Origin of the sequence: Moraxella nasicaprae (assembly GCF_025643275.1) — a bacterium.
Lineage (GTDB): Bacteria > Pseudomonadota > Gammaproteobacteria > Pseudomonadales > Moraxellaceae > Moraxella > Moraxella nasicaprae.
This window is the reverse complement of sequence record NZ_CP089977.1, coordinates 653,467-678,002: the sequence shown is the minus strand read 5'-3', so window position 1 is coordinate 678,002 and position 24,536 is coordinate 653,467. Positions and strand designations below refer to the sequence as shown.

21 protein-coding genes are annotated in these 24,536 nt (G+C 43.7%); 14 read left to right on the top strand and 7 right to left on the bottom strand.

The annotated features are described in order from the left end of the window. Positions 1-349 precede the first annotated feature (349 nt). Positions 350-1,729 (top strand): phosphate acetyltransferase, encoded by a 1,380-nt coding sequence (pta, locus tag LU297_RS03140; RefSeq protein ID WP_432806268.1) that lies wholly within the window; start codon positions 350-352, stop codon positions 1,727-1,729. A gap of 246 nt (positions 1,730-1,975) precedes the next feature. On the opposite strand, the gene nhaA is transcribed toward pta, so the two are convergent. Beyond that, positions 1,976-3,187, bottom strand: a complete 1,212-nt coding sequence (gene nhaA / locus LU297_RS03135) for a Na+/H+ antiporter NhaA (protein ID WP_263076956.1) — start codon at positions 3,185-3,187, stop codon at positions 1,976-1,978. A gap of 224 nt (positions 3,188-3,411) precedes the next feature. Here nhaA and LU297_RS03130 point away from each other — a divergent pair, with 224 nt between their 5' ends. From LU297_RS03130 to LU297_RS03115, 4 genes are all read left to right on the top strand, one after another. Further along, entirely contained in the window at positions 3,412-4,161 is a 750-nt protein-coding gene (locus tag LU297_RS03130) for a TSUP family transporter (RefSeq protein WP_349773719.1), read from the top strand. 256 nt (positions 4,162-4,417) lie between these two features. Next, positions 4,418-4,792, top strand: coding sequence for a PH domain-containing protein (locus LU297_RS03125; protein WP_263076955.1), 375 nt, complete (start codon positions 4,418-4,420; stop codon positions 4,790-4,792). 163 nt (positions 4,793-4,955) lie between these two features. Continuing rightward, a complete protein-coding gene (coaBC, locus tag LU297_RS03120) occupies positions 4,956-6,182 on the top strand; it encodes a bifunctional phosphopantothenoylcysteine decarboxylase/phosphopantothenate--cysteine ligase CoaBC (RefSeq protein ID WP_263076954.1) in 1,227 nt (408 codons plus the stop codon). Between the two features lie 154 nt (positions 6,183-6,336). Beyond that, positions 6,337-8,028, top strand: coding sequence for an AMP-binding protein (locus tag LU297_RS03115; protein ID WP_263076953.1), 1,692 nt, complete (start codon positions 6,337-6,339; stop codon positions 8,026-8,028). A gap of 34 nt (positions 8,029-8,062) precedes the next feature. On the opposite strand, the gene LU297_RS03110 is transcribed toward LU297_RS03115, so the two are convergent. After that, positions 8,063-8,992: an alpha/beta hydrolase gene (locus tag LU297_RS03110; protein WP_263076952.1), complete on the bottom strand. Its 930-nt coding sequence runs from the start codon at positions 8,990-8,992 to the stop codon at positions 8,063-8,065. A gap of 10 nt (positions 8,993-9,002) precedes the next feature. Then, positions 9,003-11,276, bottom strand: coding sequence for a FepA family TonB-dependent siderophore receptor (locus LU297_RS03105; protein ID WP_432806278.1), 2,274 nt, complete (start codon positions 11,274-11,276; stop codon positions 9,003-9,005). Positions 11,277-11,616: 340 nt separating this feature from the next. Here LU297_RS03105 and LU297_RS03100 point away from each other — a divergent pair, with 340 nt between their 5' ends. The 3 genes from LU297_RS03100 (at position 11,617) to LU297_RS03090 (ending at position 14,608) form a co-directional block, all read left to right on the top strand. Continuing rightward, positions 11,617-13,308, top strand: a complete 1,692-nt coding sequence (locus tag LU297_RS03100) for an AMP-binding protein (protein ID WP_263076950.1) — start codon at positions 11,617-11,619, stop codon at positions 13,306-13,308. Between the two features lie 114 nt (positions 13,309-13,422). Continuing rightward, entirely contained in the window at positions 13,423-14,139 is a 717-nt protein-coding gene (rph, locus tag LU297_RS03095; RefSeq protein ID WP_263077316.1) for a ribonuclease PH, read from the top strand. A 1-nt stretch (position 14,140) separates the two neighbouring features. Further along, positions 14,141-14,608: a hypothetical protein gene (locus LU297_RS03090; RefSeq protein ID WP_263076949.1), complete on the top strand. Its 468-nt coding sequence runs from the start codon at positions 14,141-14,143 to the stop codon at positions 14,606-14,608. Between the two features lie 30 nt (positions 14,609-14,638). On the opposite strand, the gene hemJ is transcribed toward LU297_RS03090, so the two are convergent. The 4 genes from hemJ to serB form a co-directional block, all read right to left on the bottom strand. Then, positions 14,639-15,094 (bottom strand): protoporphyrinogen oxidase HemJ, encoded by a 456-nt coding sequence (hemJ, locus tag LU297_RS03085; protein ID WP_263076948.1) that lies wholly within the window; start codon positions 15,092-15,094, stop codon positions 14,639-14,641. A gap of 21 nt (positions 15,095-15,115) precedes the next feature. After that, positions 15,116-16,159 (bottom strand): biotin synthase BioB, encoded by a 1,044-nt coding sequence (gene bioB, locus LU297_RS03080; protein WP_432806267.1) that lies wholly within the window; start codon positions 16,157-16,159, stop codon positions 15,116-15,118. 99 nt (positions 16,160-16,258) lie between these two features. Continuing rightward, positions 16,259-16,768, bottom strand: coding sequence for a hypothetical protein (locus LU297_RS03075; RefSeq protein ID WP_263076947.1), 510 nt, complete (start codon positions 16,766-16,768; stop codon positions 16,259-16,261). A gap of 18 nt (positions 16,769-16,786) precedes the next feature. Beyond that, positions 16,787-17,824, bottom strand: coding sequence for a phosphoserine phosphatase SerB (serB, locus tag LU297_RS03070; RefSeq protein ID WP_263076946.1), 1,038 nt, complete (start codon positions 17,822-17,824; stop codon positions 16,787-16,789). Between the two features lie 290 nt (positions 17,825-18,114). On the opposite strand from serB, the gene LU297_RS03065 reads away from it, so the two are divergent. The 6 genes from LU297_RS03065 to LU297_RS03040 all read left to right on the top strand — a co-directional run bounded on the left by LU297_RS03065 (position 18,115) and on the right by LU297_RS03040 (position 24,484). Beyond that, entirely contained in the window at positions 18,115-19,356 is a 1,242-nt protein-coding gene (locus LU297_RS03065; RefSeq protein WP_263076945.1) for a hypothetical protein, read from the top strand. 129 nt (positions 19,357-19,485) lie between these two features. Next, positions 19,486-19,704: a PA3496 family putative envelope integrity protein gene (locus LU297_RS03060; protein WP_263076944.1), complete on the top strand. Its 219-nt coding sequence runs from the start codon at positions 19,486-19,488 to the stop codon at positions 19,702-19,704. A 104-nt stretch (positions 19,705-19,808) separates the two neighbouring features. Continuing rightward, positions 19,809-20,330, top strand: a complete 522-nt coding sequence (locus LU297_RS03055) for a YecA/YgfB family protein (protein WP_263076943.1) — start codon at positions 19,809-19,811, stop codon at positions 20,328-20,330. Positions 20,331-20,345: 15 nt separating this feature from the next. Continuing rightward, positions 20,346-20,711 (top strand): YbjQ family protein, encoded by a 366-nt coding sequence (locus LU297_RS03050; protein ID WP_349773725.1) that lies wholly within the window; start codon positions 20,346-20,348, stop codon positions 20,709-20,711. Beyond that, complete coding sequence (locus tag LU297_RS03045; RefSeq protein WP_432806266.1) at positions 20,711-21,166, top strand: YbjQ family protein; 456 nt, start codon at positions 20,711-20,713, stop codon at positions 21,164-21,166. The genes LU297_RS03050 and LU297_RS03045 overlap by 1 nt, the downstream gene beginning before the upstream one ends. A gap of 432 nt (positions 21,167-21,598) precedes the next feature. Next, entirely contained in the window at positions 21,599-24,484 is a 2,886-nt protein-coding gene (locus LU297_RS03040) for a valine--tRNA ligase (RefSeq protein WP_263076941.1), read from the top strand. Positions 24,485-24,536 lie beyond the last annotated feature (52 nt).

Genomic DNA, 24,536 nt, shown 5'->3' with positions numbered 1-24,536 from the left:
TTTTGCCTATTTTTTAAAAAAATTGACCATTTGGGCAAGTCATCAACATGATATTTGATGATAAAAAAATGCTTTTTTGAGGCATGAATACATTCAAGATGTCTTGTCCAAAAACAAATTTAAAAAACACAAATAACACCAGCCCTATATTTAATGAAGCGGCGTGCCATGAGTTGGTTTGTCATGGCAGGGCGTTTGGGCTAAATCACACCATTGGCGATGTGTTTTGGGCGTGAGATTTTTGACCCAAATAGGAACTTTTTTGCAACATGGTGCAAAATAGCATGACCATCTAAGCGGTCAATACTCAAAAGACATCACCAAAACAAGTTTTAGTTAAGGAAAAATTATGACAACCATTCTACTTGTCCCAACCCAAGCATTTGATTTTGATGCTTTTATTGCTGGTACTGGTAAAGCGGTATTTAGTCCGTTTGCAGTGTTTGGCAAAGACAGTTTTGAGACCGCTCTTGCCAAAAATAATTTGGACGATTTGTTGGAGCTGGTTTATGCCAAAGCGGGCGAAAGCAGTGATGAGATTACGCTGGTTGCAGGGGTAAGTCAGCAATATCCTTATGCCAGCCGTGTCAATCGTGAGCTTGCCTTAGCACTTGATGCTGATGTGATTTTGGTGGGCGATGATGAAGCCTTAATCAACATCAGCAAGGCGGATTTTGGCGAACGAGTCATCGGTCAGGCAACCACCACAGATGGCATTGATGCGTTCATCAAACCAAGCAGCCGCAAGCCAAATCTATCGCCATCAGCATTTCGCCATGCCTTGACCCAAAAGGCAATCAGTGCCAAAAAACGCATCGTCTTGCCAGAGGGTGCTGAGCCACGCACCGTTGAGGCTGCCATCATTTGCCAAACTCGTGGTATCGCTCAATGCGTACTGCTTGCCAAGCCAGAAGAAGTGCAGCAAGTAGCCAGCGAAAAAGGCTTACAAATCCCAGCAGGCCTTGAAATTATCGACCCACAAAGCATTGCCGAACAGTATGTTGCTCCGATGGTAGAACGCCGTAAAGGCAAGCTGGACGAGCAAGGTGCCAAAGAACAGCTGACAGATACGGTGGTGCTTGGCACGATGATGCTTCAAATGGGCGATGTGGACGGTCTGGTATCAGGAGCGGTACATACGACTGCCAACACTATTCGTCCAGCATTTCAGTTGATTAAGACCGCACCGCAGTACAGTCTTGTGTCTAGCTGCTTCTTCATGCTATTGCCTGAGTCGGTGGTGGTGTATGCTGACTGTGCAGTCAATCCAAATCCAACTGCCGAAGAACTGGCTGAGATTGCCATTCAAACTGCCGAGTCTGCCAAAGCCTTTGGTATTGACCCGAAAGTGGCGATGATTAGCTACTCAACTGGCACTTCTGGTGCTGGTGCTGATGTGGATTTGGTTGCCAATGCCACTCAGATTGTCAAAGAAAGACAGCCACAGCTTGCCGTTGAGGGTCCATTGCAGTATGACGCTGCTGTCGTGCCTTCGGTTGCTCAATCAAAAGCACCTAATTCGCCTGTGGCAGGACAAGCTAATGTCTTTATTTTCCCAAGCCTAAGCGTTGGTAATGCTTTATATAAAGCAGTACAAAGAAACGCCAATGTACTCAGCGTAGGTCCAATGCTACAAGGTCTAAACAAACCTGTTAATGACCTATCTCGTGGCTGCTTGGTTGATGATATTGTCTATACCATTGCCCTGACCGCAATCCAAGCCATCTAAGGCGATGAACAAAAAAACACCCCTGATTTGGGGTGTTTTTTTATTGGGGTGTGATGATGAGTGCAGTGACTAATGATGTCTTGCTTGTCATCAAGGGATTTAAATAAGTGCGACAAAACCATTCATGCTTGGCTTATCGATTGATGTTGGGATACAAACACTTGGCGTGATGGCAACTTGATGAATGGTCTGGCATCAAAAAAACCGCTTTACCTTGTGGGCGAAGCGGTTTTTTGATGGTGTTGGTTAGTTATGCAAATAGCCTTTACCATCATCAACGGCAAGTGTTGGGTGGGTGGCATTATTGATGCAAGTGCGAAGCAATAAATAACCCAAAATACCTGAAATCAAAGAGCCTAAAATAATGCCAAGTCGTGGATCAAACCCTTCTGGAATACCGCCAAAAGCAAGCCCTGAAATAAATAGACTCATGGTAAAGCCGATACCGCATAGCAATGAAACGCCATAAATTTGGCGGATATTCGTACCAGTTGGCAGCTTGGCAAGACCAAGTTTAAGACATAATAAAACTGCTGCCATCACGCCAATTTGTTTGCCGATGAATAAGCCTGCACCAATGCCTAGTGGCACGGGGTGTAGTAGCGTGTCTATGCTTGTGCCAGCCAGCGAAATGCCAGCATTGGCAAAGGCAAACAAAGGCAAAATCCCAAATGCAACCGTACCGTGCAAATCGTGTTCTAGCTCTTCAAGTGGCGAATGCTCAGGGTCTTGTTTGTTTTTTAGGGGAATGAAAAATGCCAGCAATACCCCTGCCAAAGTGGCATGCACGCCTGATTTTAGCAATGCTGCCCACATGACAAGACCAATCAGAATGTAAGCCGTGATACGCACCACATTCAGGCGATTAAGCAGATACAAGATAGGCAGACACACCCCAGCGATGGCAAGAGCGGTCAAGGATAAATCATGAGTATAAAATAAGGCAATGATGATGATTGCACCCAAGTCATCAAAGATGGCGATTGACACCAAAAATACTTTGAGGGCATTAGGTACTTTATTGCCAAGTAGGCTTAGCACACCCAATGCAAAAGCAATGTCTGTTGCCGCAGGAATTGCCCAGCCAGCCAGATTGGCTGAATTATCCCAGTTAAAGGCGGCATAAATCAACGCAGGGGCAATCATGCCACCCACCGCTGCTAGGGCTGGCATTAGGATTTGTTTGATGTCGGACAGCTCGCCAATCAGTGCTTCTCGTTTGAGTTCAAGACCCACCAAAAAGAAAAAAATCGCCATCAAGCCATCGTTAATCCAATGATGGGCATCTTTGGCAATCTCAAAATGACCAATTTGCACCACCACAGGGGCATGAATAAAAGCGTGGTATAAGTCGTGTAATGGCGAATTGGCGACAAGCATCGCCAGTATGGCTGCTAATGCCAAGATGATGCCGCCAGCCGCTTCTAGCTCAAAAAACCTTTTCAAGGAAGCAAACATAAATTCTCCTGCCTAGACAACCATGGCATGGTTGTGCGTGGGTATCATTGGATTATCTGTTTATAGTGATATATTTTATGAATTTTTCCAATATATCAAAATTTCGCCAGTGAATAAAGTAATTTTGTGTGTTTTTGTGTGTTTTTTATGCCATTTTAGACATAAAAATCGCCAAAAATTCATCATTTTTGCTAAAATTTCCTTTTGTTGGTTTGCGAGTGTGTATGATGTTGAGCATTGAATTATTGTTCATATTATTTATGGTGGCGATATTGGCAGGTTTTGTTGATGCGATGGCGGGCGGTGGTGGTCTTTTGACCTTGCCAGCCCTGCTTTTGACAGGTCTAAACCCTGTGGCGGTGCTTGCCACCAATAAACTGCAAGCCTGTGCAGGGTCGCTTTCGGCAAGTCTTGCCATGATAAAAAAGGGCATTGCCAAACCCAAAATCATCAAAACCGCTCTAATCCTTGCCTTTGTTGGTTCTGCGGTGGGGACGATTTTGGTGCAGCTTTCGCCACCAGATTTTTTAAAAACTGCCATTACCTTTATTGTGGGGGCGATGGGGCTTTATACCTTATTTAGCCCTAATTTGGGCAATTATCAACAACCACCCAAACTGTCGCACAAGGCGTGGCAAAATGGCGTTGTGCCTGCCATTGGCTTTTATGATGGGTATTTTGGACCAGGGACGGGGACATTTTTTTCGCTCTCTGGTGTGGTTGGGCGTGGGCAAGATTTGGTTACAGCCACAGGCAATGCCAAACTTTTAAATTTTGCCACCAACATTGCCTCGCTTATCTTTTTTATCATTGGCGGTCAGGTGGTGTGGACGGTGGGCTTTGTGATGATGGCAGGGCAAATCATCGGTGCGTATCTTGGCTCAAACATGGTCGTCAAAGGCGGTGCGAAATTTATCCGCCCTGTGATTGTACTCATGTGCTTTTTGATGGTGCTAAGATATGTGTTTGGGTAATTTTTTTTGGGTGGTTTACTCATGTTATCAAAAAATAAACAACCTTGATGAAGTTCATCTTGACTTGTGGTGATTTGGTTTTGTTTATAAATAAAATGGTGATGGCGTGTTGTTTGATTGGCTGTGGATAGTGGCGATATGGATTGATGTGCTGATGATTTGATGTTATCATCATGTTGATGAGGTGGTATCATTTAACCGCTGGTTTTTTAATAATGCCAATGTTGGAGTTGGCTGTCGATTTGGAGATAATATCATGGATTCATCAATTGCTACCATTACCGCTTGGACGCTAGTCGAAGAATGCCCCATTCCAGAAGATGTACAGGCTTTATTGGTTGATGGCGAGTATGCGGTAGCAGCGTATCGCACCTTTCGAGATAGTGCCATTTTTACCAATAAGCGTCTGATTATACGAGATGCACAAGGTCTGACAGGCAAGAAGATTGAGACTTATTCTTTGCCGTATGCCAATATCAATATGTGGTCAAGTGAAAATGCTGGTGGATTTTTTGATGTGAATGCAGAGCTTGAATTATGGACAAGGGCAGGACACATCAAAATCAATTTGGATAAAAAAATCGACATCAGAAAACTTGACCGTTTGATTGCAGAATGTGTACTTAAATAAGTCGCCCAGCCAATGCTAAATAAAAGCACCAATATCATGGTGCTTTTATTTTTTTTAAGCATTATGATAAAGAATATGTTAGAGTATTTTCACGCAGTTTCCCAAATAGCAAATACTGCCAATTTATGCTAAAATAGCCCATTTTTAATTGATTTTTAAGCCAATGACCCATTCCAAAAATATCCTACTTGCCCTAACTGGCGGTATTGCTTGTTATAAATCCGCCATTTTGGCACGCCTGTTAATCAAGGCAGGGCATAGCGTGCGAGTGATGATGACGGACGGGGCGTGCCAGTTTATCACGCCTTTGACCTTGCAAGCCTTGACAGGCAACGAAGTGCATACCAAACTGCTTGATGAAAGTGCCGAAAGGGGAATGGGGCATATCGAGCTTGCTAAGTGGGCGGATTTGGTTGTCATTGCCCCAGCTTCTGCCAACACCATTGGTAAATTGGCAAATGGTTTGGCGGATAACCTTGTAACCACCGTCATTGTCGCCACCACCGCTCCTGTGTGGGTCTATCCTGCGATGAATCAGGCAATGTGGGGCAATGCCATTTTACAGGATAATCTAAAAAAACTTGCCCAATTTGGCTTTAAAGTTGCAAACCCTGACAGCGGTGAACAAGCGTGCGGTGATGTTGGTATGGGGAGGCTACCAGAGCCTGAGGCGATTTGTGAGCAGATTTTGAGCTTTTTTGACCGCCAAGATGCCGCCCAAACTTTGGCAGGCAAAACGGTCGTCATCACCGCAGGGGCAACCCTTGAACCCATTGACCCTGTTCGCTACCTATCCAACCACTCCACAGGCAAAATGGGCTATGCCTTGGCGAGGGCGTGTGTGAGTGCAGGGGCAAAGGTTATCATCATCGCAGGCGAAAAGGTGAGCTTGCCCACGCCACTTGGAGCAGAAAAATGCACGATTGGCACGGCGGATGAGATGCTTACGGCGTGTTTACAGGTTTGTGAAAAGGCGGATATTTTTATTGCCACGGCTGCTGTGGCGGATTTTAGAGTGGCAAATGTTGCCAGCCAAAAACTTAAAAAAACGGCTGATAATGACGGCTTAACCTTAGAGCTTGTCAAAAACCCTGATGTCTTGGCAACGATTGCCCAAACTTATCCGCACCTTTTGACGGTGGGTTTTGCTGCTGAAACACAGGACATTGAAAATTATGCCAAAGGCAAACTTGTTGCCAAAAATTTGGATATGATTGCGGTCAATGATGTCTCGGATAAAAGTATTGGCTTTGGAAGTGATGACAATGCGATGAGCGTGTTTTTTGCCGATAAATACGGGCTGGATAAAGTGGACTTGGCAAAAATGAGTAAGGATAACATTGCCAAGGGGTTGGTGGGATGTATGTCACGGCTACTCGATGGCAATTAAGCCATCTGGTCGTGAGTGTGATTATTTGTTTGTACCATAGATACCCCAAGTGCTTTACCTGATTGGGCATGGTCGGAACATGAGCGAATGATGTGATAAATCGTTCAATGATGGTTGGATAGTTTTTTATTTTCAGTGATTTTGGATAAGAACAATGACAGATTATCGTAGTTTTAAGACGCCAAGTGATAGAGCTTGGCAGGCAACCTATACCAATAAAGGCTTGGACATTGATTTGGTCATGCCTGATGATGTGAATTCTTTATTGGATTTTTTTGATAAAAATTTCGCCACCAATCGTGGGCAGATTGCGACCACTTTTATGGGCGTGCATCTAAGCTATGATGAGCTTGACCGCATCAGTTTACGCATTGCAGCTTATCTACAATCATTGGGTTTGGTGCAAGGCGATAAAGTGGCGGTGATGATGCCAAATACGCCACAATATTTGGCAACAATGATGGGGATTGTGCGTGCAGGCTTGGTGCTGGTGAATATTAACCCATTGTACACCGCTCATGAGCTTGAACATCAGCTGATTGATAGTGAGGCAAAAGCATTATTCATCATCGAAAATTTTGCCCATACTTTTGAGCAGGTTGGCAATAAGGGGCTGGTGCGTCATGTCATCACGACAGCGATTGGCGATATGATGGGTATCAAGGGCTTGGCGGTCAATGCGGTGGTCAAATACATCAAAAAGATGATTCCTGCCTATCATCTGGATAATGCCATCAGCTTTAAATCCATCTTAAAATTCAATCCCAAGAATTATCAAAAGCCAGCCGTTTCCTTAGATGATGTTGTGATTTTGCAATACACAGGCGGCACAACAGGTGTGGCAAAAGGGGCGATGCTCACGCATGGCAATTTGATTGCCAATGTCGAGCAGTGCATGACCTATGTAAAAACAGGATTTGCCAAGCCTTATCAGCATGGCGAATATATGGCAGTGGCGTTGCCGCTGTATCATATTTTTTGCTTTATGGTTAGTTTGCTTGGTATGAAAATGGGATTTAGTTTGTTGCTAATCCCCAATGCCAGAGATTTTGATGATTTGACCAAGCAGTTTGCCAAGTATCGCCCGCAGTTTTTTTCGGGCGTGAATACTTTATTTAATGCCTTGGCTCATCATAAAGGATTTGCTGGGATTGACCATAGCAATTTGGTCATTTCTTTGGGTGGGGGTATGTCGGTTCTGCCTAGTACCGCCGAAAAATGGGAGGCATTGACAGGCAACTATATCATCGAGGGCTACGGTTTGTCCGAAACTTCGCCTGTGCTGACTTTCAATCCTTTGGGGGCTTATACGGGCAAAATTGGCATTCCTTTTCCATCGACAGACATCATCTTGTTGGACGATGAGGGTCGTGAGGTGGCGATGGGCGAGGCTGGCGAGATTTGTGCCAAAGGGCCGCAAGTCATGAAAGGCTATTGGAAAAAACCAGATGAGACCGCCAAAGTGATGACCCAAGATGGCTATTTTCGCACGGGCGATATTGGTGTGATGGACGAGCAAGGCTATTTTAAGATTGTCGATAGAAAAAAAGACATGATTTTGGTGTCAGGCTTTAATGTTTATCCAAATGAAGTCGAAGAAGCCATCGCCGCTCACCCAAAAGTGCTAGAATGTGGCGTGATTGGTGTGCCTGATGGGCATAGTGGCGAGTCTGTAAAGATTTTTATTGTCAAAAAAGAAGATGATTTGAGCGTTGGCGAGATTAAGGCGTGGGCAAAAGAGCATTTGACAGGCTATAAACGCCCAAGACACATCGTGTTTGTCGATGAATTGCCCAAGTCAAATGTCGGCAAAATCCTGCGTAAAGAGTTAAGAAAGCTAGACTAACCAAAGCCCCAAGTTATTTGACTTGGGGTTTTGGTTAACAATCTGCATCTGTTTGACAGGCTTGATATGCCAAACGGATGCCCTTTAACAAAGATGGGTAGGCGTTGTCTCCATGGCTATGATCAGAATGAAAGGCAAATGATGTTTTGGACTGCCCTAATTTTTTGACCAAAAATTGATGGGTTAGGTAGGCATCACTATTTGGCAAATCGCTGGTGGGTGCATTAGGATTTTTATGTGGGGCATTTAATTCATGTTCGCCCAGTGTGATGAGTACATGGGCGATGTTGGGACTGGGCGTAAATAGAGCCTGATGAATCTGAATGCTTTTATCATTCCACCATATCGAAGGGCTGGCAATGACATAGCGATTAAAATCTTGGGAATGGCGATATAGGGCATATAATCCAAATAGACCACCGTAAGAGTGCCCAAATAGGGTGCGATGATTGGCATTGATGCCAAACTTCTGGTTTAAAATGGGGGTGAGTTCTTGGCTTATAAACTGATGAAATTTATCAGCACCACCAAAGCTAATTTGCTCCCCTTTTGGTTTGGGATAGTTAGCAGATGGCACAGTGTAGTCATGAGTGCGATTTTTGATGTCAAAATTTTTGGAAATGGGATAGCCTATGCCGACCACCATCAGAGATTTTGGTAAAGCTTGATTGGGTCTGCCATGCATCAGTTGAGCAATGGCAACACTTGTTGTAAAAAAAGCATTGCCATCAAGCACATAAACCACAGGATAACCATTGATGGGTTTATCACCAATGGTTGCCACTTGAATCAAATAGTCTTTGTCGGTATAAGTGGAATGTATGATTTGCTGCTGGCTGTTGGAGATGGTAACAGGTTGCCATGACTGCACATGACTACAACCTTGCATGATGCCCGTCAGCCCAAGCAATAAGACAATACGCTTAGAGACAATGGACTTAATTGGTGTGTTAATGCCAAACAAATAAAGTCTCCTAGAAGTCATATTTTAAACTGGCAAAGTAGGAACGACCCGCTTCATTGTAGGTTTGACCAATGGTATTATCACGCAATTTTTGCTTATCAAATAGATTGTTGACACCAAGACGACCGCTTAGATTGTCGTTAAATTGATAGCCAGTATTGACCGAAAAAATCCCATAACCTTTCATGTTCTGGTTGTGTAATAAGCCGTCTTTGCTGACATTTTCGATGTTGCTTTCGGCAAATTGGCGTGCTTTTTGGCGACCGTAATGGGTATAAGTGGCGTTAATATCCCATCGATCGTTTAAATCGTAACCAAGTGTTGTATTCCAAGTATAAGTTGGCACCAACGACAAAGGATTGCCCGTATGCTTGTCTTTAGATTTAATCATGTAGGTTAAGTTGTTATTTAGGCGTAGTCCATTGTTGACATAGCTGATACTGCCTTCCAATCCTTCAACAACAGCTTTAGGAATATTAATCCAGTCTAATACATTGTATTTGGTAGTGCCTTGACCATAAGGAGCTTCGATAACTTCACGAATGGTATCACTGGCGGCAATTTTGTCTTTATAATCGCTATGAAAATAGGTTAAGCTGGCATTAACGCCTTGATTGCGATATAAAAAACCAAGTTCGCTATTAACAGCGGTTTCAGGTTTTAGGTTGGCATTGCCTTGTAAAACACACCAGCCTGAAACCTGAGCTCTCCATGGACAACCTTGCCCACGAGTGCCAAGCATATAAGCGGGAGAGTTTTGATAAAGATTTGGAATTTTATAGGCTTTGGCAATACCTGCCTTGACCGTCCATCGTTCGTTGAGATGATGGGTTAGGTTAAAAGCAGGGCTTAGATTGGAGCCTGAATGATTATGGTGGTCATAACGCAAAGTGATGGCAAAATTGGTATTGTCTTTGATGTTGATGTTGTTTTCGGCATAAATGGAAGCAACTTTTGAAATCAATTTACTGCGGTCGCCTTGGTATAGGGTATTTGCATAAGTGGCATTGGGGTCTGTACCACTGCTGGTACCTTCTTCCATGTTGGCAAGTTCATGCAGTGTGTCTTTGACATATTCAGCACCTAAAGTCAATGTTTGCGGCAGAGCAAAAGATAGCGGTATGACAATCTCGCCATGAGCTCTCATGGTGTTTAGTTTGGTGTCCTCAAAGTGTGGCAAAGTATGGCTGATTACTCCCTCAGGACCGCCTGCCAAACCTTCATTTAGGCGGGTGTTTTTGGTTTGGTCATATTGCAGTATTACCTTGCTATCACCCCATGAATATTCGCCTTCATGAGTCAATGCATGGCTTGATTTTTTCATGATATTAGTTTCACTGCCAATCAGGCTGTTTAGATGGGCGTTACTGACAGATTGTGCACTTGTGGTGGTGGCACTTGAATCACGATTGGAATATTGAGTATCGCCTGTGTATTGATTGCCTTGACGACCATAGGTTGCATCAAAACGCAGATGATGGCTGGGATTGATTTGATAATTGAGTCGTAGCCCGACATCTTTATTTTCCACGCCTTCACGACCTGCTGCTCGGGTTAGATAACTTTGCCCATTGGCATTTTTGTACGGCACCAAAGGATTGATGTCCACAGCGTCCATGTCGGTTTTGTTTAGGTTGCCATATACTAAAAAACCTAATTTTTGAGGAATGATACTACCGCTAAAATTGGCACTAATGCGACGACTATTTCCTTCTTTATCATTGTGTGGTTTTTCAGTATAAATCTCTACCGAGCCTGATGGATTGTCGCTGATTTTCTTGGTGATGATATTAACCACGCCACCCATAGCACCATTACCATAACGAGAAGCGGACGGTCCTCGTAGTACTTCAATTTTTTCGATGAGATTAGAAGGTACCCATTGTGAATCACCACGAGTGTCTCGTTCGCCACGCCAGCCATAACGCACCGACTGACGAGAGGTTGTGGGCTTGCCATCAATCAGTATCAGGGTATTTTCTGGTCCCATGCCTCGAATGTCAATCTGACGATTATTACCTCGTTGACCTGTGGCAGAATTCCCTGTTAGATTGACGCCAGGCATTTTTCGGACAATTTGAGCAATATCACTTTTGATTGGTGTGCGTTCTAGGTCTGATTGACTGATGATGGACGCTCCCAATGATTGTTTTATTTGTGATTCTACGGTAATGACAACAGGGTCTAGCACGACGGGAGCAATTGATGTATCGGCAAACGCAGAAGTGCTTAAAATGCTTAATATGCATAATGATAGAAAACTGGGTTTGAGTAATTGCATAATAATTTCTCCATTCATTTTATTGTCGAATTATTATAATCAAAAATATTCATTAAGTAAATGATAGTGAAAATAATTTCCATTTGTATCTATTAGTGATAGATGTGTACATTGTAAGAGTAATTGGGCAAATTAAGATAAATCGTGTTTGATTACATTTTACCAAATTATCATCGGTTTGTTAAAAATCGTAGCATTGATTAAAAATTAAGTTTACTGCTTGTCTAACATCAGTATTTATGTTAGATTTAACAGTGAACAACCATAAACGCACCTTGCTAAACTTATGGTTTGGCAAGGTGTTTTTTTATCAAAATAACAGGAATGGAAAAGGAATGACAAGATGACCGTGCAGACTATTTTTTCTGAACGCCCTTGGTATCAAACTTACGAAAAATATGGCATTGACCCACAGATGGCATGGAATGATGATGTTGGCTCATTGCTTGATGTGTTTGATGGCTGTATCAGTGAGCATAAAGATAGCATTGCCATGACCTCGATGGGTGTGTCAATGACTTATGGTGAGCTTGATGTTGCCAGTCGTAAGATTGCTGCTTATTTACAATCGCTTGGACTGCAACAAGGCGATAAAGTGGCGGTCATGATGCCTAATGTGATGCAATATCCCATTTGTATGTTTGGCATTATCCGTGCTGGCTATACATTAGTGAATGTCAATCCACTTTATACGGCTCATGAGCTAGAACATCAGCTTAATGATGCAGATGCTAAGGTGTTGTTCATCATCGAAAATTTTGCCAAGACTTTTGAGCAGGTCAAAAATAAGGGTCAAGTCAAGCATGTCATTGTCGCCAGTGTGGGCGATATGATGGGATTGAAAGGTTTAGCGGTCAATTTTGTGGTGCGACACATCAAAAAAATGGTACCAAGCTATCACATTGCAGGAGCCATCAGCTTTAAAGAGGCGTTATCCAAAGTGCCAGTCAGTCATTATGTGCGTCCACAGCTTGACCTAGATGATGTGGCGGTGTTGCAGTACACAGGCGGTACGACAGGCGTGGCAAAAGGGGCAATGTTGTCTCATCGCAACTTGATTAGCAATGTCGAACAGGCAACCAATTTTGTCAAAACGGCATTTCCTGATGGCAATATCAAAGGGCAATATATGGCGGTGGCATTGCCGTTGTATCACATCTTTTGTTTTATGGTTAGCTTGCTGGCGATGAAGCTGGGATTTAGTCTGCTGCTTATCATCAATGCACGAGATTTTGATGACTTAACCAAACAATTTGCCAAATATCGTCCAGCATTCTTCCCTGCTGTCAATACCTTGTTTAATGCATTGACCAATCATAAGGGCTTTAAGGGACTAGACCATAGTAATTTGCGATTGGCATTGGGTGGGGGTATGTCGGTATTACCAAGCACCGCTAAGGCTTGGGAGGCGATGACGAGTCGGTCAATCACCGAAGGATACGGCTTGTCCGAAACTTCCCCTGTTTTGACGGTCAATCCACCACCGATGGGCTTTACAGGCAAAATTGGCATTCCGCTACCAAATACCGATGTCGTGATTTTGGACGATGATGGTAATGAGGTTGCTCTTGGCGAGGCTGGCGAGATTTGTGCCAAAGGGCCGCAAGTCATGAAAGGCTACTATAAGCGAGATGATGAGACCGCCAAAGTGATGACCCAAGATGGCTATTTTCGCACAGGCGATATTGGCGTGATGGACGCTGATGGATTTGTGAAAATTGTCGATAGAAAAAAAGACATGATTTTGGTGTCAGGCTTTAATGTTTATCCAAATGAAGTCGAAGAAGCCATCGCCGCTCATCCAAAAGTATTAGAATGTGGCGTGATTGGTGTGCCTGATAATCATAGTGGCGAAGTGGTCAAGGTGTATGTGGTTAAAAAAGATGCCAGCCTTGATGAAAAAGAAGTACAAAATTGGGCAAAACAACATTTGACTGGCTATAAACGACCCAAGCACATCGCCTTTATCGATGAACTACCCAAGTCTAATGTTGGGAAGATTTTGCGTAAAGAGCTGCGAAATCTAGAAAAGTAATCTGCCAATGAGCAAAAAACCCGTCTTCATGATGGGTTTTTTACCAAGTTGCTTTGTAATATCGTGGATAACTTGGTACAATGCTGCGTATCATCATTTTATAGAGAGAATGCCATGCGTCAAGACGGTCGTCAATTTAATGAACTTCGCCCCATTTCTTTTACCAGACACTACACCAAGCATGCCGAAGGCTCGGTGCTTGTCTGTTTTGGCGATACCAAAGTGCTATGCACCGCCAGTATTGAGGCAGGCGTGCCTCGCTGGTTAAAAGGGCAGGGCAAAGGCTGGCTGACCGCTGAGTATGGCATGTTGCCACGAGCCACAGGAACTCGCACCCAGCGTGAGGCGGTGCGTGGTAGTCAGTCTGGACGCACCCAAGAGATTCAACGACTCATTGGTCGTTCTTTGCGTGCCATGCTGGATTTGTCAAAACTTGGCGAACACACCATTCATATCGACTGTGATGTCATTCAAGCAGATGGCGGTACTCGCACTGCCAGCATTACAGGGGCGGCGGTGGCATTGATTGATGCCTTAGAGCAGCTGCAACGCACCAAAAAGCTAAGCCAAGACCCTTTGCTTGGTTTGGTGGCTGCCGTGTCGGTTGGGGTCAAAAATGGCAAAGTGATGTTGGATTTGGATTATTCTGAGGATTCTACCTGCGATACTGATTTGAATGTGGTGATGACGCAGGCGGGCGGATTCATCGAAATTCAAGGAACGGCAGAGGATAAGCCGTTTAGCAAAGAAGAGGCTGAGCAGATGCTTGATTTGGCAGGTGTTGGTATCGCCCAACTCATCGAACAGCAAAAGCAAGCATTGGGCTGGTAAGATGGTACAAGTGGCAGACGGTGTGGCGACTTTTGAGCTATCAGGCAATGCTCATGATGGCATGATTTGGTGGGCATTAGGTCTATTGGTGCTGGGCTTGGCGGTGGCGTGGGTGTGTTTTACCATGCCTTCAACCTACGCTATTGGGGCAATGTTTGGCTTTGCGGTGATGGTGTTTTTGTTTAACATCCAAAAACAAAAAGCCAAACATCGCCATATTTTTTGTGTTGGTACATTAAAGCTGTCGCCCAGACGCTTTGAAATTGACCAAAAGAGTTTGACTTTTTCGCCCAATGCCCAAATTACCATCAATGATGACTGGATTATGGTAACAGATGGACAAATCCAATATCAGTTTGGTGGATTTGTCAGCGAACAAGAGCTGATGCTTGCCAAAGAAATCCTGTCAGGCAGGGCGGTTGCTACACGCTTTGCCAACATTAGGCTTAATGACACAGACCAGTTGTAATCACTGGTCTTTTTATTGGGCGAAGGATTGCTAAAAGGGCTTAGTTATAACCAAAACCACCACAGCTATCAGGATAAACACAGGAATCTCATTAAACCATCGCCAAAAAGTATGTGTTTTTAGTGTGGGGTTGGTCATAAGTTTTAGGCGATAGCGACCGCAGGCGATGTGATAGATGGTCAGCAGAATGACCAACAATAACTTGGCGTGCAACCAGCCTTGTGTTTTATAAACTTCCCAATGGCTGATGACCATCGACAGACCCAATGCCCAAGTCGCCATCATGGCAGGATTCATGATGCCACGATACAGCTTGCGTTCCATGAGGGCAAAACGGTCTTGGCTGATTTTATCATCGCTCATGGCGTGATAGACAAACAGTCTAGGTAGATAAAAAATGCCAGCAAACCAGCAAACCATGGCAATGATGTGAAAGGCTTTGATGTAGTCAAACATGATGTTAAAGTTTAAAAAAAGATGTGTCATTATAACACATCTTTTTGTTCATCAGGCACTTAGTGGGCAATGTTCTGGTAATGTTTGGTTGATGACTTTGCCGTTCATGGCATCAGTAATGATGGGCTTTGGCATTGGCTTGGTTGGTGTCAAGCCAAGTTCTGCCATCAGGCGGTCATCATTTGCTTGTGATTGGTTGCCTGTGGTGAGTAGTTTGTCGCCATAGAAAAATGAATTTGCCCCCGCCATGAATGCCAATGCCTGCTCGCCATCGGTCAGGCTTTCACGACCTGCTGATAATCTGACATGACTGGTTGGACAACAAAGGCGAGTTACGGCAATGGTGCGAATCCATTCGATGACAGACAGCCTGCCTTCTGCCAGCACTTTATCGCCAAGTGGTGTGCCTTTGATGGGGACGAGCAGATTGACAGGAATAGACTGTGGAGGAATGGGCATTTGGGTCAGTTCGTATATCCAATCAATGCGATCTTGTCTGCTTTCGCCCATGCCAACAATAGAACCTGAACAGACATTGATGCCAGCGTTTCGCACATGAGCGATGGTGTCTAGGCGGTCATCATAGGTGCGTGTGGAAGTGACGCTATCATAATAATTACGAGAGGTGTCAAGGTTGTGATTATAATAATCCAGTCCTGCATCGGCAAGCTGCTTGGCTTGTTCTGGTTTTAGCATACCCAAAGTCATGCAGGTTTCTAGCCCTAGTGCCTTGACCTCGCTGATGAGTTCCACCAAATAGGGCATATCCTTAGCAGAAGGGTGCTTCCAAGCTGCCCCCATACAAAATCTTGATGAGCCAGACGCTTTTGCACGGCGAGCGGCAGCAAGCACTTTATTGATTTCCATGCGTTTTTCGGCGGTCAGACCCGTTTTGTCACGATGATGGCCAGACTGGCTACAATAGCCGCAATCTTCGGGGCAGTTACCTGTTTTGATGGACAACAAAGTGCTGATTTGGACTTCATTGGCATTAAAGTGCTGGCGATGCACCGTTTGGGCTTGCATCAATAAGTCCATCAAAGGCAGGTCAAATAAGCGTGCAATTTCTTCCTTGCTTGGGTGCATGGTCAGCATAGTGTCAAAGATTCCGTATGAATGATTGGGTAAACAATTGTACCTAATATTGTTAAAAATAGCAAACCAACCGTACGACTGATTTGCTGTTTTTGAAATTTATTTGCCTAGTTTTTGTTTGACCGAGTCAAACAGTTCTTTGGCACTTTGGGCGTATGGCTTGGCAAGTTGGGCATAGGTTTTGGCTTGCTCAACATAGGTGCGATATTCATCAGGCACGGTGGCGGCTTGTTTGCCGATTCCAGCAAACCACAGCACCAGCTTATAATCGCCTGTGATTTTGACTTTGCCGTCTTGAATGGCAGTCATTAAGGCGGCGACATCGCCTTTGGCAAGCAGTTTTGCCCCCATCATGCTGTCGGTAAATTCGATGCTTAAATCAGCTTGTGTGGTTTTGCCAATCTCTTGGGAAAATAAGCCATTGTCAAAGCGATAATGGCGAGACATCTGCGGAGAGCTAAATTCAATCACCGCCACTTTGTCTTTAATCAGATTGTTAAAGGCTTCGTTATGGCGAGATTTAGCAAGAGTCTGAATGCGTAACCCCAAACCTGCAAGCAATGCGTCCAAAGGGTCTGTTTTGACATTGATGACTGGAATTGTGAACATATATTTTACTCTATTGGTTTAAGATGATGAGACTAACTGATGTCCAAGAGCGTATAGCACGCCTTCAAGCCCTGTGTGATTGATGGCAAGCGTTGCTTGTTCTTGGACGATGGGTTTGGCGTGATAGGCAATGCCAATATCACTGATGGACATCATTGGTAAATCATTCGCTCCATCGCCAATGCAGATGATTTGGTCGTTTGTGATGCCAAGTTGTTTGGCGATATGTTGGACAATGCAGGCTTTTTGATGACCGTCCAAGATGGGTAGGCTGACTTTGCCAGTCAATTTGCCCTCAGCAATATCCAAAGGATTGGCGTGATATTCATCTATGCCTAGCGTATGGGCAACATGCTTGGCAAAAGGCTCAAAACCACCTGAAACCAGCACGGTATGATAGCCTAGTGCCTTTAAGGATTGGATGGTTGCCAACGCCCCAGATTGAAAGGTGATGTTATTGGCGATGATTTGCTCGATGATGGATTGGTCTGCCCCTGCCAAGAGTGCCACTCGCCGACTAAAACTGGTCGCAAAATCAATCTCGCCACGCATCGCTGATTCGGTAATGTGGCTAACCTCTTGGTCTATGTGGCAGTAGCGAGCCAGCTCCACGATAACTTCTTGCTCAATGAGCGTTGAATCCATGTCAAAGCACGCCAATCGATGTGGTCTAAGCAGTTTATCAATGGGTAAAATGTGAATATCCATTGCTTGATTGATGCGTGATGTGAGTTGTGCCTTGATGAGGCGTGGCAGCTCATCGACTGGCTGGTCGATGATGGCGTTTGAAAAAATCACACAGCGATACACACTGGTATTGTGAATATTATCTAAACTATTAACCACATCAACCGTCGATTTTTGAGTAGTCAGTGGCACCAGTTGCCAACGATGCTCATCAGCCCATGATTGCACAGACTGGATTGGCACATCGCCAACCAACACAATCCCAAACAGTGGCAATGATTGCCAGTCAGATTCAGGGGCTAAATGAAGTGCTTGTAGGGCGTTTTGCCAATCTTGAATGCCGTGTTGTAAGGTATAATGATGCATCATTGCTTACCCAAAATCGTGTTAAATCGATGTATTGATGTTCAATCAAGTACATCAAAAATCTTTTGTTAAAACCCCATCATACTAGCACCTTTTTGGGAATTTGTACAAGATTTATCGTGGTTTTTATGTAAGATTTGTCAGGCTTGATGATTTTTGTGATAAAAACTTGATAAAAAAGCATAAAAACTATTGCCCAACTTCGTTAAAAATGGCACAATTTAAGTATTTTTTACAAAATACAGCTCGTAATGAGCCAATCGACCTTTGACCTTTGATGTAAAGCGGTATTCATGACTTATTCTGCACCCAAAAAAAATTTGTTCTTTTTGATTGTTTTACTTAGTGCATTATTGCATTTGTTATTTTTTTCAATCAGTTATGAACGCCAAGCCAGTGAGCAATACCGCCAAGTGGCGGAATCTTTGGTGGCAGAATTAGGCACAAGTATGACGGTGGCATTGGCAAATAATGACACGGTCAGTGCCAGTCTGATTGCCGATGGCTATATGAAAGAGCCGCAGATTGGCTTTGTGGGTGTGTACGATGCCAAAAATAACCTAATTGTACCTAAGGGCGAAGAGGGAGCAGGTGGTTATCGTACCCGCAATCAGACCGTAGCGTCTGGCGATAAGGTGTTGGGGTCTGTGGTGATTGAAACCAAACCCATCAGTTATGCGATTGTACTGTCGGAGCATTGGCTGTTTTTGTTAGCGACAGCGGTATTGCATTTGGCATTATTTGTGTTGTATGGCTATTTGGCTCGCCCAACTGATGCACTAAAAAACCAAATCGCCACCGATGTCAGAGCCAGATTGCTCACACAAGGACTGCTTCCTTATCAGTTACAAGATAAACCATCAACAAACGATGAGCAAGCACCAACGCCATCATCAATGCAGGACAATGAGGGTGTTTTTGAGCCATCAGACGAGACATTTGAAGATGAGAGAGATGATGTTGATGGCTATGTGGTGCAGATTTGTTTTAATGACCCACACCGTTTGCTAGATGCAGTAGGCTATGACGGCAAACAGGCATATTTTGCTTTGTGCAATCAGCTGTTAGAAAAAACCGTTGATAAATTGTTGGCGTCTGCATTTGTGGCGGGCGTGTCGGTTGCCAAAATTGGTGAGTTTGATGAGCAAGGGGCGACAGTCACCTTGACCGCCCAAAATGAACATGCCAAAGTTGCAACAGCAAGCTTGATGCTGGCACAACTGGTGCTGATGGTCAATCAAGTGGTGTATGATAAGCACCGTGAACTTGGGCGTTTTGCTTTGCCAATGACGACGATTGCCAGCAGTGCTGAACAAGCATCATCAGCATTTAGCATCGCTAAGCGTCGCCGTTTGCCCATGCTGACGCTGTTTGATGCACAGGCAAAAAAACAGCTTGCTCCTTATACAACATTAGAAAATCTACAAAATCCAAATTCAATTTCCGAACGAGAATGCCAAACCATCGATGCGATGAGTCATGGTATGGTGGAGCGACTAAATACGCTAAGAGATGCGGTTTTGTTGGAAGATTGATGTTTTTTGGGGTGGTTTTGATGAAAATGCTTGACAAAACTTTAAAAGCATTTTATAAGGCTAATTGATGCTATGATATAGCACAAAAATCATAATCATATCAGTGAAAAAACAAACCAAGGAGTCATGATGAGCGATATTGACGACGATTTTGACGACGATAATTTTGAAGAAGATGCTGATGCCAAATTGGCAGATGAGGGCAAAACCAAACCATTAGAAAAACGCCTAAAAATCGACGCATTGCTAGAAGAGCAACGCCTAAATAAGTTAAAGCGTGCCTTAGAAGAAGAGGACGATTTTGCTGAATTTGACGATTTTGATGACGATTTTGACGATGATTTTTAAACAATCATCAACGAGCAGATGAATCATTTGATGCCTATGCCAAATTTGGTTGGTATGGGCATTTTTTCTGATATATCATTGATTTGATAAAAAAGGTACTAGAAATGAATAAGCAAGAATTGTTTGACTATCTACAATCTGATGCCAATGAGGTAGGATTAGACCCAATCGCTGCTCATGGTTTTTTGACCGCAACGGTGGTGGGCAAGCCTTTGCCAAATTGGCTGTCGGCTTTTTTTGAGGGAGCGGACAAGTCGGTCAGCGATGAAGTCAAAAACGCCCTAAAAGCATGGCGACAAGAACTCATCGACACCCTAAAAGCAGAAGAACCCATCGAATTGCCATTTGATGCCAGCGAGGAAGTGGAAGATTTTAGCGAAGATGGCGACTTGGCAGCATGGGCGATTGGCTTTGTTGATGCGATGTATTCAGATGAAAATGTCGATTGGTTTGATGATGAGAACACCGAAGAAGATGTAGCGATGCTGACTTTGCCAATGGTGATGTTGTCAGGCATTGACGAGGAAATGGATGAAATGCGAGATGACGAAACGCTGGCTCAGATGGCAAATGCTTTGGAAAGCAACATTACCGAGCTGTTTTTATTATTCCACACTAACGACTAAATGGCGAATCACATCGTGCAATTATCCAATCTTGAACATTTGCCAAATCACATCATTACCGAACGACTTGATGTGGTGTATGGCAGTACGGTACGCAGTAAACATGTTGGCAAAGACTTGCTGGCAGGCTTAAAAAACATCGTGGGTGGAGAGCTGGTGGCCTACACTGAGCTGCTTGAAGAGGCTCGCCAAGAGGCAATGGAGCGTATGATTGCCAAAGCCCATGCACTTGGGGCAGATGCCATTGTCGGTATTCGCTTTTCTACCTCCAACATTACCGCAGGGGCATCGGAGTTGTTCGTGTATGGCACGGCGGTCAAGGTGCAAAAGCAGTATAATCCATTTGGGCAATCCGCCTATTTTGATGATGCGACAGGCTGATGAGTGACATCATTTCACTATTGCTAAGACACCCAGATTGGCTGATTGCAATTGTCTTGTTTTTGATGGGTTGGTATTTTGGCAGTCGAGCTGAACGCAAGCATTTGGCAAGCCTTGCCCAAGCTGAGCGTCAGCTGTCCGCCATCATTGTGTCTAGTGAGCGATTCATCAAACCAAATGCCAAACATAGCGTGCTGGTTACAGGAAGTGTGGTCATTGCCCAAGACCGCTTTAAGCTGGTGTGGGCAAGCGTGCTTAGTTTATTTGGCAAAAATCTGACGGTCTATGAAAGTCTGCTGGATAGAGCCAGACGAGAAGCATTGGTGCGAGCCAAACAAATGGCCTATCAGCAAAATTGCACACACATTTATGGCATTCGTTTTGAGATGAATCAGATTGACGATGGCGGTGTCGAAGTGCTGGCTTATGGGACGGCAGTACACCAAGAAAGCTAAATCAACACTTTGATTTGCCCACCAAATACCATCGTGATGGCGATGGTCATTAGGCATGGTATGTTGGACGAGTAGGGCATGAACTGCTGGGAATAACAATCTATTTTGGCTGGTATTTTATGCTTTTGGCATTTGGACAAGGATTAAGCCAAGATTTGCTTGGCGTGCAACCCATTTTTTGTGGTCGATGGTCTGTCAGCAATACAGTTTGGCGATAAAATCATCGTTTGAATGTTAAAAAATCCCCCACAAATCCCCCTATTTTTGCTAGAATAGGGGGTATTTTTTATGCAAAAAATTTTTACCAAAAAGCCATCGGTTGATTGATGGATTGATCTGATTGTCATGTGTTTGATGCTTGCTGATATGACAAATGGATTGGTGGTAGAATCGTTAATATTAGTGAATGTTATTGAAAAAATCGGAGTGTTTATGAGTATTTTAGATCAACTTTCCCCAAACTATAATCCAGCCGAAATCGAATCGGGCATGTATGAAAAATGGGAAAGTAACGGCTATTTTAAGCCCACTTTGGACAAAGACAAATCCTTCTCCATCGCCCTACCACCGCCCAATGTGACAGGCTCGCTCCATATGGGGCACGGCTTTAACAACGCCATTATGGATGCGCTGACTCGCTATCATCGTATGAAAGGCTACAACACGCTATGGCAAGGCGGTACTGACCACGCAGGCATTGCCACACAAATGGTCGTAGAACGCCAGCTTGGACAACAGGGCATCTCTCGCCACGATTTGGGGCGTGAAAAATTCTTAGAAAAAGTATGGGAATGGAAAGAGCTGTCGGGCGGTAATATCACTCGTCAAATTCGCCGTTTGGGGTCATCGGTGGATTGGTCTCGTGAACGCTTTACAATGGACGATGAGTTATCGGACGTGGTCAAAGAAGTCTTTGTCCGCCTGTATGATGAGGGATTGATTTATCGTAAAAAACGCCTTGTCAATTGGGATACCAAACTGCATACCGCTTTATCCGACCTAGAAGTGGAAAACCACGATGAACAGGGCAATTTATGGCATTTTAATTATTATTTTGCGGACGCCAATTTAAGCACCAAAGACGGTAAAAATTATCTGACCGTTGCCACGACACGCCCAGAAACCTTGCTTGGCGACACGGCGGTTGCGGTTCACCCTGATGATGAACGCTATGCTCATTTGATTGGTAAAACGGTGATTTTGCCGATTACAAATCGTGAAATACCGATTGTTGCTGATGATTATGTGGAAAAAGACTTTGGCACAGGCTGTGTTAAGATTACCCCTGCTCACGATTTTAATGATTATGAAGTGGGTAGTCGGCACAATTTACCGCTGATTAATATTTTTGATGTTAATGCCAATATCTTAACCGAATTTGAATTATTTGAAAATGCAGAACAAAAAACGCCTAATTTAATCAGCGTACCAACACAATATCAAGGATTAGACCGTTATATCGCCCGTAAAAAAGTGGTGGAACAAGCCCAAAATGAAAACTGGCTAGAAAAAATAGAACCACACCAATTAAAAACCCCCAAAGGCGATAGAAGTGGTACAGTCATTGAGCCGTTACTTACCGACCAATGGTATGTCAAAATTGATGAGCTTGCCAAACCTGCCATAGATGCGGTACAAAATGGCGATATTAAATTTGTGCCAGAACAATATACCAATATGTATATGGCGTGGATGCGTGATATTAAAGATTGGTGTATTAGCCGTCAACTCTGGTGGGGTCATCGTATTCCTGCGTGGTATGATGATAATGGCAATTTTTATGTTGGTCGCAGTGAAAACGAAGTGCGTGAAAAATATAATCTCTCCGATATTGCTTTACGCCAAGATGATGATGTTTTGGATACTTGGTTTTCATCAGCCCTTTGGACTTTTTCAACGCTTGGCTGGAAAGGGACTAATGAAGATTTTGACAATGCCATTTTACAAACTTTTCACCCTACATCGGTATTGGTAACTGGCTTTGACATCATATTCTTTTGGGTTGCCAGAATGATTATGATGACCTTGCATTTTGTTAAAGACAAAAATGGCAAACCGCAAGTCCCCTTTAAAACCGTCTATGTACACGGCTTAGTACGAGACTCTGAGGGGGCGAAAATGTCTAAATCAAAAGGCAATGTACTAGACCCACTGGATTTGATTGACGGCATTGATTTAGAAAGTTTGGTTGCCAAACGCACCACAGGGCTAATGAAACCCCAAGACGCTCCCAAAATTGAAAAAGCCACTCGCAAGGAATTTGAAAACGGCATTAACGCCTTTGGAACAGATGCACTTAGATTTACCTTTTGTGCGTTGGCAAGTACAGGGCGAGATATTAAATTTGATTTAAAACGAGTAGAGGGTTATCGGAATTTTTGTAATAAGATTTATAATGCCACAAGATTTGTTTTAATGAATGTGGACGGTAAAGACATTCACCAAATGGCAAAACCTGAACTTTGGGAATTACCAGAACAATGGATAATAAGCCGTCTACAAAAATGTGAACAGGCGGTCAATCTGGCATTTGACACTTATCGTTTGGATTTGGCAAGTCAAAGTATTTATGATTTTATTTGGAATGAATATTGCGATTGGTATGTGGAGCTGACCAAACCTGTATTAAATGATGAGACTATCAGTGATGATAGAAAAGCCCAAGTACGCTATGTGCTACTGTCGGTATTAGAAACGGCTTTAAGGCTTACTCACCCGATTATGCCATTTATCACAGAAGAAATATGGACAAAAATCGCTGTGATGATTGGGCGTGGTGGTGAAACCATAATGCTTGCCCCATATCCAGTTGCAAACCCTGAACGAATTAACGAAACTGCTGAAAATGATATGCATTGGCTACAAGGCTTAATTGGGGCGGTGCGAAATATTCGTGGTGAGATGAATTTGGGCAATGCCAAATTATTGCCTGTCTTATTACAAAACATCAATGAGGGCGAAAAAACACAAATTCAAAGAATTGAACCCTTATTTAAAGCCCTTGCTAAGGTGGAGAGCCTAACATTTTTGGCAAATGATGAAAAAGCCCCATTATCATCATCTGGCGTGATTGGGCAAGCGGTCGTTTATGTGCCGATGAAAGGCTTGATTGACCCTGCGGTGGAGCTGGCTCGTCTTAATAAAGAGCTAGAAAAACTCACCAAACAATATGAGCAAATTAAAAATAAACTTGCCAATGAAAGTTTTGTTGCCAAAGCACCACCTGCGGTTGTTTCGGCTGAACGAGAGAAGTTAAGTGAGCTTGAAGGGCAGATTGGGAAGGTGAAGGAGAGTATGGGGGAGATTGAGGGGTTATGATGGTGTTTTTGGTAGTTTCTATTTTTTTAATGGAAACTACCAATTTTTAATA